The following is a 13,316-nucleotide window of genomic DNA, read 5'->3' as shown; positions in this document are numbered from 1 at the left end:
ATTTTTACGATTTACGTTTATGCACCAATGAAAAGATAATCTATCGACCATCTTTACAATCTCCACGTCGGATTTTTGAGGATGCCTTTGACGTCGATTAAAACGTGACTGAGGCGTCGGTACTCCGACTCGGGCACTGTCACAAACGCTTGGTGTCCTACGGCGACGACGATGGCATCGTATTTTTTATCGTTGGCAAACGGATCGGCGATCAAATCGTAGCCGTAATGCAATTTTGCTTCAACCGGATCGACCCACGGATCGTAAACATCGACGTTGCATTTGAACGTTTTTAACTCTTCGATAATATCGACGACCTTGGTATTGCGAATGTCCGGACAATTTTCTTTAAAGGTCAAGCCCAAAATAAGGACATTGGCGTCTTTAATTTTCGTATCGTGTTCGATCATCAGCTTAATCGTTTTATCGGCGATGTATTTTCCCATACTGTTGTTGATTTGGCGCGCGCCGAGAATGAGATTGGGTTTATAGCCTAACTCTTCGGCTTTGTACGTTAAATAATACGGATCGACCCCGATGCAATGTCCGCCGACAAGCCCCGGTTTGAGCTTAATAAAATTCCATTTCGTCGCGGCGGCTTCTAAGACTTCATTGGTATCGATTCCCATCGTATTAAAAATAAGCGCTAATTCGTTAATCAGCCCGATATTCACGTCTCGTTGAGTGTTTTCGATGACTTTACTCGCTTCGGCGACTTTAATGCAAGAGGCTTTATGCGTTCCGGCGACGATAATGCTACGGTAAAGCGCATCGACTTTTTCGGCAACTTCGGGCGTAGAACCCGAAGTCACTTTCAAAATATGCTTAACCGTATGCGTTTTATCGCCCGGATTGATACGCTCGGGTGAATAACCCGCAAAAAAGTCGCGATTGAACGTTAAGCCCGAAACCTCTTCGAGAACGGGCACGCAAACCTCTTCGGTCACGCCCGGATACACCGTGCTTTCGTAAATGACGATGTCGCCTTTTTTCAAAACTTTTCCCACGCTTTGACTGGCTTTAATCAGAGGCGTTAAATCGGGACGATTGCTTGCGTCGATCGGCGTAGGAACCGTAACGATAAAAATCGTACACGAACGCATATCTTCCAGATTCGTGCTAAAGCTTATGCCGCAACGTAATGCTTCTTTGAGTTCATCGCTTGTGAGTTCTAAGGTACGATCGTACCCTTGAGAAAGTTCGTCGATACGCGTTTGAAAAATATCGAAGCCGACGACGGGGTATTGCTTAGCAAACTCTGCGGCTAAGGGAAGCCCGACGTAACCCAGACCGATGATTGCAATTTTATCCATAACCACTACCTTTTAAATCTCTTCTTTGATTCTCACGTACACGGGAAAACGCGGTTTTTTATTGGACGTCGTCTCTTTGTACGTGTACGTAATTTTTGTTCCGATCGCCGGAGGATTTTTTCGCTCTTCGTCGCTAAAACCCGAACCGATATCGAAGCGAACGCCTTCGTCGTTTTGACATGTCAGCGAGCCTAAAACTTTTTTGTATTTTCCTTCGCCCGGGTGTAGTGCCGTGACGACACATTCGGCGTCGTAAAAACGTTTCACTTTTAAGGCGTTCGGATCGCGTTTGGCAACGTATTTGGCATCGGGATTGCGGACGACGACACCCTCTCCGCCGCCTTGTTCAACCTCGCTTAGAAAACGTTGCAAATCGTCGTTGTCTTTACATGTCATTTGCTTTGCGACGTGAAGATAATCGGCTTGATTGAGTTTGAGATAATACTCAAGCTTGACCAAACGCTGCACCAAACCGCCGTTTTCCAAAGGAACGTCAAACGCGTAAAAAGCGATCTCCTTCCATCCTTCGTGCGGTTCTTGTTTTTTGACGATCGAGACAATTTTCGAAAATTCTCCGCGCCTGCTCCACAACTCTCCGTCCACCGCAAAAGGCGGAAATCCTTCGGTAAACCATGTCGGAGCCGCAAAAACGACGCCGCCGCGCGAAATCAACTTTTGCCCGTCCCAATAAGCGCGTACGCCGTCCATTTTCTCGCTCATCAACCAGCCTGAAACGTTTTGGTCTTTCCACTCTTCCAAAAGCATCAAATCCGGCTTAGCGGCAAAACAAAAGCAAAGCGATACGAAACAGATAAAAACAACCTTACGCATCGGCACTCTTAATGCGATGCCAACATCTCTTTTGCCTGCGCGATCAACGCATTGAGCTTTTGCTCGTAGAGTTTGGCATGCGCTTGCACGGTCGATTCAAAACGCGTAACCAGTACGGGCGTCGTATTGCTGGCACGAACCAGTCCCCAACCGTCGCTAAAGATAACCCTAACGCCGTCGACGTCGACGATCTCTTTAATCGCCGGAAAATCTTTGGGAGGATTTTTTAAGAGTTCTTTGACTTTTTCGACCAATGGAAATTTGTCGTTTTCGTTGGTTTCGACTTTAAGTTCTTCGGTCGAATACACGACCGGTAATTTTGCGATCTCCGCGTCTACGTCAAGACCGTTTTTTACCAGCTCGATCATACGAAGGGTCGCGTAAATAGCGTCGTCGTAACCGAAATAGCGGTCGTTGAAGAAAAGATGTCCGCTGACTTCCGCCGCAAAATCCGCACCCGTTTTGGCGATCATCACTTTGAGGTTGCTGTGTCCCGTTTTATACATAATCGCTTTGCCTCTGGCGTTGATATCGTCGTACATGATTTGCGAGCATTTGACTTCGCCGATCACGGTCGGATTTTGCATTGCACGGGAGAACAAAATCGCCATAATGTCGCCCTTGACGTTATTTTTCTTCGTGAGAAACGCGATTCTATCGGCGTCGCCGTCGTAAGCGAAGCCTAGAGAAAATTCGCCTTCAAGCTCTTTTTTAATGTCTTTGAGGTTTTTTTCCACCGTGGGGTCCGGATGATGATTCGGGAAGGTGCCGTCGGGATCGGTGAACAAACCTTTACATGTAAAGTTTAAACCTTTGAAAATATCCTGTACGACAACCCCCGCAACGCCGTTACCGCAGTCGTAGACAAACGGCGTGCTAAAGCCTTTGAGATGGTCAAACTCTTGAATCATATAAGCGATATAACGCTCTTTGGCGTTGATAAACGTCGCGCTAAGATCGTCTTCGATCTCCATCTCGTAATTGCGCATAATTTCGGCACCCAAAGCGTAAATATCTTCGCCGAAGAAAGGCTTTTTATCGATCGTCACTTTAAAGCCGTTATACTCGCTCGGGTTGTGAGACCCCGTAATCATAATAGACGCGTTAGGCGTGAGCCCCTCAAACGTTTGAAAATTGCTAAAGTAGTTCACGGGCGTCGCCACGAGTCCCATATTGAGCACTTTACATCCCGCTTTATTTAAACCGCTGGTTAGATTGTCGCATAAAACAGGCGAATGGCTTCGTGCGTCGTAGCCGATCGAAACGACGTTTCCGACCTCTAAAATGCGTTTGCCCAAAAAGTAGCCGATCAATTTAACCGTCTGCTCGTTCAGTTCGTTTGGATAGATACCCCTGATGTCATATTCCCTAAAAATCGTCTTCATCGATGTTCCTTGTACAATTCTTCTTCAATAGCTATGCCGAACACGTCGGTATAGGATTTGTCGTGTTTTAAATTTTCCTGCATTGTAACCAATGCGCGCTGATAATCTTCTATAATGAGATTGCCTTTTAAAAGCTCGTATTTTAAAAAAAGCCAATAAGTATTGAGCACGTCGCTTTCGCAATACTCTTTGATTTTGCCGATTTCCCCCGCGTAATAAAGCTCCATCACTTGGTCGCCGTGAACGTCGTATTTTCCCGGAAGTCCCGCCATCGCGCAAACATGATCGAGTTTCAATCCTCGAACCGCACCGAATTCGCACAAATGATCCATCACGTCCACGTGAAAGCGATCCGAATAGCGTGCGCGGTAATTTTCCCATTTATTTTTATTTAACTCTTTGTTTTCCGCTTCAAAATACGCACTACATGTCAGGTTGTATTGCATCGCGCGAAGCATCAAAAGCGGCATATCGAAACTCCGTCCGTTAAAGCTGACCAATTTCGGATTTTTTTGGTTGATAAAATGGAGGAAATTTTTGACCATTTCATGCTCGTTTGCACCCTCGATGCTGCTGACTTTTCGGAACATTCCGAAATCGTCGGCAATCACCGCGGAAACGGCGACGATCTTGTGAAAAGGAAGCGGCAAAAACGAACTTCCGCTTTTTTCTTCTTGCTCTTTCATCGCTAACATCGAGACGCTATAATCGTCTCCTTCGTAGCCTAAAACGTTTCGAATCAGCGCGGCATCGGGAATCGTCTCTATGTCGAAGACGCAGATCATTAAGTCTCTCCTTGGCTCGTTTTAGCTAAAATTTTAGCCTAATTTTACTATGAAAGTGATGAGATGCGAATTTACGTGGAATACGCCGTCGTTAAAAGTGTGCTCTTTTTAGCCAAGCTGCTTCCTATAAGCGCAATTTACGGCTTGTTCAAACTCCTTGCGGCACTTTTTTTCAGACTCGAGCGTCGTAGACGTTCGCTAACGCTTAAAAACCTCGCGTTGGCATTTCCGGAGATGGAAGCCTCCTCCCGTTTAGCGTTGGCAAAAAAAGCATATGCCAGTGTCGGCACGACGCTTGCGGAAGTTTTACTAATGTACCATCGCCGTTTCGATATCGATGCGGCCGTCGAAAACCTCGACGAAGCGCTTGAGGAAATCCACGCACGTTTTTCCGATAATCGTAAAGGCATTTTACTTTTGACCGCGCATTTCGGGAATTGGGAACTCTTAGCCCATTTTCTAGCCAAACACGGTTATCCGATGGTCGTTATCGGACGAAGCGGTAACAACCGTTTGATCGAAAAATATATCACCGCACCGTTTCGAAGCCTCTACGGAAATGCGCTCGCCAACAAAAGCCAAGCGATAAACGCCATTTTACGTACGCTGAAAACCAAAGGTATCGCCGGTATGTTGATCGACCAAAAAGCAAGCGGCGCCAATAGCATCCAAGCCTCTTTTTTCGGACATCCCGCCGATACCGTAAGTTCCACCGCGCTCTTAAAACGACGCTACGATCCGCCCGTCATACCGCTTTTTATGGCACGTCAAGCAAGCGGTCGCTACCGACTGATCATCGGTCGCGACGCCGAACTTTCTTTGAGCGAAGCGTGGGACGAAACGGACAAAATCGCACGCTTAACCCAACACTACAACGATATTATCGAAGCAGTCGTGAGGGAGTATCCAGAACAGTGGTTTTGGATGCACAATCGTTGGAGGATTCGCCCGTGAGGATTCTCATTTTAAGCGACTCCCGAAAAGGGCATCTCAACCAATCCGTCGCATTTGCCGAATACCTTGAAGCGCATTACGATATTCTTCCCGTTGCCTTTACATGTCGCACGCTGAAACTGCTCTCGTACGTGCTTGATTTTTTCAAAATTTACACGCTTTGGCTTTTTAAAAATCTTGAGCCGCTTCATCAAACCTACGATCTGATCGTCTCGGCAGGCTCTGGAACCTATTATGCGAACAAAACGCTTGCGCGCGCCCTCAACATCAAGTCCGTCACGATGATGCTTCCGCAAGGTTACCGTTACGACTTCGATCTTATTTTTGCACAAGAACACGATCATCCGCCACGACGGACGAACATTGTCGTGCTTCCGGCAAATTTTAGCCGTCCAAGGCCGCAAGGTCTGTTCACGCCGAAAGCTCCGTCCGTGGGTATCGTTATCGGCGGAGACAACGCTCTTTTGAAAATGAACAAAGAGCGTCTCAAAAACCAACTCGACGCTATCTTTCAACGCTTTCAAGGCTACGAAATCGCGCTAACGACATCCCCTCGAACCTCCAAAGAGATCGAAGCCTTAGTCGAAAGTTATCCCTTTGCCTACCGCGTCATTTTTTCCCAAACACCTATCAACCCGATCGCCGACTTTTTGGAGCATTGCGAAGTCGTGTTTATCACGATCGACTCCACGTCGATGATCAGTGAAGCGATCGGTTACGGTACGTCTTGCGTTGAAGTGTTGCCGCTCGACGAAGTAAAAAACACTAAATTTTTTGCCATGGCTCAAAACCTTGAGCAAGAAGGATACTTGCACCTGTTTGACGGTACGGTTGCACGCCGCAACCGTAAAATCGACTTTAAACGTTACGCGCAGGAGATCGGTAAATGAAAATCGTCCAACTGCTTCCCGAACTCAATGAAGGCGGCGTGGAGCGCGGCGTCGTCGAACTCTCACGCGAATTGATCAAACGCGGATTTGAAAGCGTCGTCATCAGCAACGGCGGCCGTTTGGTCGAGCGATTAGAGCGTGAAGGAAGCGTACATGTCAAAGTCGACGTCTGCTCGAAAAACCCCTTCAGTGCACCGTGGCGCATCTTTGTGTTGTACCGTACCTTGAAAAAAATACGCCCCGATCTTTTACATGTCAGAAGTCGCGTACCGGCGTGGATGGTCTTTTTCGCCAATCGCTTTTTACGCCTTCCCGTCGTCTCAACCGTTCACGGCTTTAACTCCGTCGGATTTTACAGTTCGATCATGACCAAAACCGATCACGTGATTTGCGTTAGCGGCGCGATCAAAGACTTTATTCAAACACACTACGGCGTTCCCGATGAAAAAATAAGCGTCATCCCAAGGGGTATCGATCTTACGGTTTTTAATCCTTCAACGGTCGATCGATCGTTTATCGAAGCATTTCAAACGCGCTTTAATCTTCACGATCGCTTCGTCGTCTCGACGGTCGGACGCATTACGCAACTCAAAGATCTGGAAACGTTTATCCGAGCCGTTGCGATTCTTAAAAAAGAGATTCCCAACATCGTCGGACTCGTTATCGGAGGTATCCGCGAAGATAAACACGCCTATGCCGCGTCACTTCAGGCTCTTTGTGCATCGCTGGAACTTGACGATACGGTGTTATTTTGCGGAAGCTCCAATAACGTAGCGGAAATTTACGCCCTAAGCGACGTTACGCTCAGCTGCTCCAAAAAACCCGAAAGTTTCGGAAGAAGCGTCGCCGAAGCGATCGCCATGAACACGCCGGTCGTCGCCACGCGTCACGGCGGCGTTTTAGACATCGTTCAAGAAGGCGTAAACGGCTACTTTTCCGCCATCGAAGACGCGCAGGATTTGGCGCAAAAAATTACACAAGCAAAAGAGTTAAGCTTTGATGGGTATACTTACGTGAAATGCCATTTTTCGTTAGATCAAATGGTCGAAAAAACAATAGGTGTCTATCAGAAACGACTATGATACAAACTTACATGTTAAAACTCTTGACGATTAGAACCCTTTTATCGGTACGTTACCGCATTATTGCGTGTGTTCAAAAGCTTTTATTTTCTTCTAAAATGCCTGTCTCAAAAATCTTAATACATCGCATCGGAACATTCGGTGATTCCATCGTCACGCTTCCGGCACTTTCGATCATACGTCGGCACTATCCTCACGCGCAACTCGATTTTGTTACGACGTATGCAACCCCTTTAAACCTTTCGACGATTGTACGGAAAGATTTTTTTTCGAAAATCTATCTGATTCAAAAACAAAACCGTAAAAAGGAACTCAAAGCCTTAAAACACGAACATTACGATCTTTACATTGAGCTTCCCCAAAACTACGGACTCATTAAGACCTTACGCAATATGCTGGTCGTTCGTTTTTTGCTAGGGATCAAAAATGCTTTCGGATGGGATGAAGGTATGTCCAAGCTCTTTGTGAAAGAGCAATTAACGTACGCACCTCCTTTGCGCGAAAGTGAACGCTTTGTACGAAACTTAGCGCGCAACGCTATTACGGGAACGCCTGATTATCCTTTGCAGATCGAAGCTCCTTCTGCCGAACTACTCACACTTTTTCAAACACCGCACAAGGTGGTTGCCTTTGTCATCGGAACCAACGTTCCCGCCAACAAATGGCCGCTTTCTTCTTGGCGGTCGTTGGCGGTTGCTTTATGCAAAGAAGGCTTTAGCGTAGCGGTTATCGGAGGAGAACAAGAGAAGCAAGACGCACATAAAATTATTGCCGATTTGGATCGCGCCTATACTTTTTGCGGACAATTTTCGATTGCGCAAAGTGCCGGATTTTTACAAACGTGTACGGCAGCGATTTGCCACGATACCGGAGCGATGCATTTATGCTATGCCGTTCATACGCCCTTAGTTGCACTTTTTAGCTCTCGACAACTCGCTTCAAAATGGTTTCCGCCCGAAAAAGGAAATGCCGTTTTGATGCAAATTCTTTCTTGTTCGGGCTGTTTTCGTAAACAATGCGAGAATAATCTTTGCTTAAAAGAAATTACCCCTGACGCCGTAGAACGACAACTGCACGAACTGTTAAAGGAGATTGATGAAAATAGTCCATGTCGCAAGCTTTAATTATCTCAAAGACGGGCAAAGCTATTATGCTACCGATTATAAAATCCAGCAAGGCTTAATTCGTAACGGGCACTTTGTCTATCCTTTCAGCTATCGAGACACGGCGCGATGCGGTAATATCTTCGGTTCCAAGCGATGGGGGATCGGCAAAACAAATCGCCGACTAATTGAAACATGTAAAAATATTGCCCCGGACCTTTTACTGCTTTCGCATGCCGAATTGATCAGCGGTGAAACGTTAGAGCGCATTCGTCTTTTATTGCCGAATATTAAAATTGCTATGTGGTTTGTCGATCCGCTTTGGATTCAGCACCATTGTTTAAACATTCAATCTAAAATTGACTCTTTGGACGTTTTTTTTGCAACGACAAGCGGCACGCTGTTAAAAGCATTCAAACGCCCCCGTAACCGCGTCGCTTATTTTCCCAATATTGCCGATGCTTCCATCGAAACTGCCCAATGCTTCGCGCATAGCGACCTTTCGATCGATTTTCTTTTTTGCGGCAGAGACTATAAAGAACCCGAGCGTCAAGCTTTTTTAGTAGAGCTTGAAAAAAGCCTCTCTTTTTGCAACGCACAATTCTTTGGTTGCTTAGGAAAACCGTTGATTTTTGGAGATGCGTATACATCACAATTATCCCAAGCCAAAATGGGATTAAGCTACAATCGCCGTAACGACGTCGATCTTTACATGTCAGATCGTATCGTACAACTTACGGGAAACGGTATTTTGACGTTTTCACCTAAAGTTCCCGATATGGAGCTTTTATACACGCATGAAGAGGTCGTTTATGTCGACTCAGCGGAAGAGTTACATGCCAAACTCCGCTATTTTCATACACACGATCAAGAACGCCGAAATATCGCACAAAAAGGTTGGGGAAAAACCCACCGAAGCTTTAACGGCGAAAGAATTACGCGTTATATGATTGAGACGATTTTTGATCGTCCTTTGAGTGAAAATTACGAATGGCAAAATGAGAGGTTTTAATGCTAAGTACCTTGTGGAATAAACTGATCGTATATTGGAAATTGAAGCATTCTTTTCTTTGCGTTAAAGGAAAAGCAAAAATTCGTATCAAAAAAGGAGCTTCGGTAACGCAGCGTACGCAAGGAAAGCTGATTGTCGGTTACGGCGACGGTGCTATCGCTCGATTTACGCATACGGGATGTAATATCAATTTAATGCAACACAGCCGACTCGTTTTAAACGGCAACAGTAAAATAGGATTGGGAAGTGCCTTAACCCTTGAAGAAGGAGCCGTCTTCGAAATAGGTAACAGCACGTACATCAGCGCCGGAGCGACTCTTCGTTCCGCCCAAAAAATTTCAATCGGCGATCAGTGTGCTATTTCATGGAATGTCACGATTTTAGACAGTGATTTTCATGAATATACCTTAGAAGACGGCAGTCTCTCCGTTAAAACCAAAGAGGTAAAAATCGGCAATAATGTCTGGATCGGTAATAACGTCTTGATTTTAAAAGGCGTCACTATCGGCGATAATGCCATTATTGCGGCAGGAAGCGTCGTAACCAAAAGCGTACCGCACGGAACGATCGTCGCGGGCAATCCCGCTAAAATAATCAAAAGCGGCGTCACGCCGACGAACTTAAAGTTTTAATCATGCTCAATACGCTCAAACAAAAATTTCGCACATGGCGATTACACCGAGAAAATGCTCTCTACGAAAAAGCCTATATTCAAAAATTCGGTCCGTTGCCGCCTTTTGAGACTTTTGTAATCCACGAGAACACATTTTCAAGACGTCGCTTGAATATTATCTATCTTACGTCGTACGACGGTACGTTTAGTATTAATAACACGTATTTGCCGTTGCAAGAATTAGGTACCGTCTTTCGTTTTGAGATGGATCCGCAAGACGATCGAAAACAGTGGTACGCCCAAAAAGAAGCAATCAATCGTCAGATGGTGCGTTTCGTACAAGAAACCATGGCTCAACATACAATCGACGTTATCATATGTTATCTATCGGGAAGAACGCTCACGCAAGCAACTTTGGACTTTTTTAAAACGCTCAACGTACCTATTATCAACGAAAGTTTGGATGACGAACGCAAATTCAAAAGCCGTAAAGGTCCTGATGGAAGGTATCGCGGTATGAGTGAGATTTGTTCTTATTTTGACGTATCGCTGACCACGTCAAAAAGTGCTCTTATCAAATACGTCGTTGAAGGAGGCAAGGTTCTTTACAAACCGTATGCCGCCAATCCGTTAATTTATAAAAAGCTAGGACTTGAAAAAAAGTACGATGTCGTTTTTATCGGAGCAAACTACGGAACCCGCCCGACGTATATCACGTATTTGCGACAAAACGGCATTTCGGTTTTAACCAAAGGTTCGGGCTGGGAAGAAGGGAACGCAACGCCCGATGAAATGATTGTGCTCTTTAATCAAGCCAAAATTATTTTGGGCTTTGCCGGAGTCGGTATCAACGATGATATTTTTATCTTAAAAGGGCGAGATTTTGAAGCTCCGCTAACCGGTTCATTCTATATCACCCAACGCCATTCGGAATTGGAAGAATATTTCGTCTTGGGAAAAGATATTGAAACGTATGCAACCAAAGAAGAACTTCTTGAAAAAGTGCGTTATTTTTTATCACATGAGAACGAACGAGAAACCGTTGCACGCAATGGATTTGACACATGCCTTCATCACTATACGGCAAAAGCCGCTTACGAAAAAATTTTAGGATACTTAGGCTTATGAGATCGGTACTGTATTATGCTTCACTGGAAAACGCCATTCGCTTTTTCTTATCTGTTTTTATTCTTTTTATTCCCATGAAAACGGCGATATACCCTATTAGTTACAGTTTATTCCTCTTTTTTAGCGGAATTTATTTTTACAAAAATCGCCTCTTTTTTTCTTTTAAAGACTTTGTCATCACCTATCAAAAGCTCCTGATTGCATTTGGACTTGTCATTGCGTCTATGGTGACATCAAACCTTTTAAGTCCTTATGTTTCGTTTGGCTCATGGAAAATTATTTTTGAATACGTCGTTCGTTATTTCTTACTTTTCGTCGTCTTAATCGTGCTTTATCAAAATGCCGTTATTTCGAAGCGCTTTTTGCTCATTTCGATTTTATGTGCCTTGTCGATTCAAGGTATCGACGGGCTCTATCAAGCCATTAGCGGTATCGATTTCATTCGAGGGCATTTGGGATCGATCGCCGGTGAGGGTATGAATGGGGGAATCCGTGCGGCAATGTTTCACCGCAATACGTTTGGGCTTTTTATGGCAATAGGTATCACATTATCGACACTTTTGTTAATTTTCGAAAACGATCTTTCCCCTAAACATTATCAAACACTCTTTTTAAGCATCACTATACCGTTTTTCATTTTCGGGTTGTTATTCAGTTATTCCCGCTCCGCATGGGTTTTTTGCACCGTTTTTTTAGCGATCTATCTTTTCAAAGAATACAAACGATTGACCTACAAACATTACGCGTTATTGCTGATACTCATTGTATCGATCGTTTGCTTTTTCCTTTACTTTGATACGCTTTTTTTACGATTCGTACAACTCATTCACCTCAATTCAAGCGATCGCGACATTATATGGCTGGATAGTATCCGCTTAATTCAAGCACATCCGATAGTCGGCTACGGATTGATGAGTTACCAAAAAATTGCTTCACAAAATACGTTCAGCGTACACAATAGCTTCTTGGAAATTATGCTGTTTTTGGGTATTGTCGGTTTCGCGGCTTTCTCTTTTTTACTTTACGTCGCCTTAGAAAAAATCGTTCAAATCAAAAATTCCGTTTTATTGGCTTTTTTTGTCGCGTTTTTAGTCGTTAGCCAGTTTGATCATAGTATTATCAGCAATGCACCTATGCTCTCGGCACTCTCGTTGTTCGCATTTTTTATTTTTGCACAAAAGAGCGAACCGTCACCGCGTTAAAAATTAAAAATTTTTCGTAAAATTTTTAGCACGAAATCCCATATAGTGAAAAAGATCGGGAAGGTGTTTCACCCGCATCATCCTTCTCGAGTAGATTTTCTGATTCGGCGTAAACTGCGCCGTTTGAGAATTTTGTACGATTTGAGCAACCATCGCTACAAGATTATACTCTTCAAGTACACGTCTTCTAGCCTCTTTGAGTGCCTCAAAGCGCCTTTCGTACTCACCTTCTTTTGCGATAATTTCTTTAATTTTTGCGATAGATCCTTCCATATCGTGAATATCGATCGCAATAAGACTCTCTTCAGGGAAATAGTCGTAAACGTTCGTGCAACCGCAATAAATCGGGATACACCATCCTAAAAAGGCATCGGCCAATTTTTCCGTCCATACGTGGGCTTCCATATGATTTTCTACGGCAACATGGAATTCATAATCGTCAAGTGCGTCGGCTTTATTTTCAATCCATTTAAACCCTCGCCCGAATCGTTCGAGTTCCAAAATAGCTTCTTGCATTTTTTGCGTAAATTCGTACCTTAATTTATGCATCGTATGCCCTTGTTGTTTAATCGAACATACGGTTGAAATTTTTTTAGTTTTAACGGGATAGATCATGCTGGCTATTTCATCATAACGCTTGCCGTAGAACCAAACATTTCCCGTTTGAGAACGTTTCGCATTGGGATGAGGGAGTGCTTTTGAATCATGATTGGTTATCAGATAATGAAATTGTCTCGCAAACGCTTCTCCGTAATAAGCGATGGTACTGGGTTCTGTGGTGACTAATATCGTATTTTCTTTAGGGCATTGCAGGCGTTCGGTTCGATTGGGAATACAATGAGGTAAGTCATCGATAACGACTAGCCAATCATAGTTTTGATCTAAAGGGTCAAACGTAAAAGAGCATCCTCCCCATACGGCATCGTCGGTTTCAAATTGTTTTTTAAAACCGCTCTCCCCGTCGGGTTTACTTCCGCGCGATATTAACTTAACCCTTACGTATTCTTTCATATCCATG

12 protein-coding genes and 1 pseudogene are annotated in these 13,316 nt (G+C 44.5%); 8 read left to right on the top strand and 5 right to left on the bottom strand.

The window, feature by feature from the left end; translation table 11 throughout:
- Window positions 1-53: 53 nt before the first annotated feature.
- The 4 genes from UCH003_RS03140 to UCH003_RS03125 are packed head-to-tail and all read right to left on the bottom strand — an operon-like array spanning window position 54 to window position 4,314.
- Entirely contained in the window at window positions 54-1,313 is a 1,260-nt protein-coding gene (locus tag UCH003_RS03140) for a nucleotide sugar dehydrogenase (RefSeq protein ID WP_060825392.1), read from the bottom strand.
- A gap of 12 nt (window positions 1,314-1,325) precedes the next feature.
- The gene (locus tag UCH003_RS03135) at window positions 1,326-2,144 is read right to left on the bottom strand and encodes a DNA ligase (protein ID WP_060825391.1); all 819 of its coding nucleotides are present in this window, start codon (window positions 2,142-2,144) and stop codon (window positions 1,326-1,328) included.
- An 8-nt stretch (window positions 2,145-2,152) separates the two neighbouring features.
- On the bottom strand, window positions 2,153-3,529 hold the full coding sequence (locus UCH003_RS03130) for a phosphomannomutase/phosphoglucomutase (RefSeq protein WP_060825390.1): 1,377 nt from the start codon (window positions 3,527-3,529) through the stop codon (window positions 2,153-2,155).
- Window positions 3,526-4,314, bottom strand: coding sequence for a 3'-5' exonuclease (locus tag UCH003_RS03125; protein WP_060825389.1), 789 nt, complete (start codon window positions 4,312-4,314; stop codon window positions 3,526-3,528). The genes UCH003_RS03130 and UCH003_RS03125 overlap by 4 nt, the downstream gene beginning before the upstream one ends.
- Window positions 4,315-4,377: 63 nt before the next feature.
- On the opposite strand from UCH003_RS03125, the gene UCH003_RS03120 reads away from it, so the two are divergent.
- From UCH003_RS03120 to UCH003_RS03085, 8 genes and pseudogenes are all read left to right on the top strand, one after another.
- Complete coding sequence (locus UCH003_RS03120) at window positions 4,378-5,268, top strand: lysophospholipid acyltransferase family protein (protein WP_060825388.1); 891 nt, start codon at window positions 4,378-4,380, stop codon at window positions 5,266-5,268.
- Complete coding sequence (locus UCH003_RS03115; protein WP_060825387.1) at window positions 5,265-6,158, top strand: ELM1/GtrOC1 family putative glycosyltransferase; 894 nt, start codon at window positions 5,265-5,267, stop codon at window positions 6,156-6,158. Before UCH003_RS03120 ends, UCH003_RS03115 begins: the two co-directional genes overlap by 4 nt.
- Window positions 6,155-7,240 carry a glycosyltransferase family 4 protein gene (locus tag UCH003_RS03110; protein ID WP_060825386.1) on the top strand — a complete coding sequence of 362 codons (1,086 nt, stop codon included), beginning with the start codon at window positions 6,155-6,157 and terminating at the stop codon, window positions 7,238-7,240. Before UCH003_RS03115 ends, UCH003_RS03110 begins: the two co-directional genes overlap by 4 nt.
- Complete coding sequence (locus UCH003_RS03105) at window positions 7,237-8,364, top strand: glycosyltransferase family 9 protein (protein WP_158509028.1); 1,128 nt, start codon at window positions 7,237-7,239, stop codon at window positions 8,362-8,364. Before UCH003_RS03110 ends, UCH003_RS03105 begins: the two co-directional genes overlap by 4 nt.
- Complete coding sequence (locus UCH003_RS03100) at window positions 8,336-9,355, top strand: glycosyltransferase (RefSeq protein ID WP_060825385.1); 1,020 nt, start codon at window positions 8,336-8,338, stop codon at window positions 9,353-9,355. The genes UCH003_RS03105 and UCH003_RS03100 overlap by 29 nt, the downstream gene beginning before the upstream one ends.
- A gap of 452 nt (window positions 9,356-9,807) precedes the next feature.
- A pseudogene (locus tag UCH003_RS14015) lies at window positions 9,808-9,987 on the top strand (DapH/DapD/GlmU-related protein); the annotation flags it as partial.
- Window positions 9,988-9,989: 2 nt separating this feature from the next.
- Window positions 9,990-11,096: a glycosyltransferase gene (locus tag UCH003_RS03090; protein ID WP_060825384.1), complete on the top strand. Its 1,107-nt coding sequence runs from the start codon at window positions 9,990-9,992 to the stop codon at window positions 11,094-11,096.
- Window positions 11,093-12,298, top strand: coding sequence for an O-antigen ligase family protein (locus UCH003_RS03085; RefSeq protein ID WP_060825383.1), 1,206 nt, complete (start codon window positions 11,093-11,095; stop codon window positions 12,296-12,298). The genes UCH003_RS03090 and UCH003_RS03085 overlap by 4 nt, the downstream gene beginning before the upstream one ends.
- A 3-nt stretch (window positions 12,299-12,301) precedes the next feature.
- Here the strand turns inward: UCH003_RS03085 and UCH003_RS03080 are convergent, their stop codons facing one another.
- Window positions 12,302-13,309 carry a glycosyltransferase family 10 domain-containing protein gene (locus tag UCH003_RS03080; protein WP_060825382.1) on the bottom strand — a complete coding sequence of 336 codons (1,008 nt, stop codon included), beginning with the start codon at window positions 13,307-13,309 and terminating at the stop codon, window positions 12,302-12,304.
- Between the last annotated feature and the right edge of the window lie 7 nt (window positions 13,310-13,316).

It is taken from the genome of Sulfurospirillum cavolei (genome assembly GCF_001548055.1).
GTDB lineage: Bacteria > Campylobacterota > Campylobacteria > Campylobacterales > Sulfurospirillaceae > Sulfurospirillum.
The sequence above is the reverse complement of the archived record's forward strand: the minus strand, read 5'-3'. Positions and strand labels throughout refer to the sequence as shown.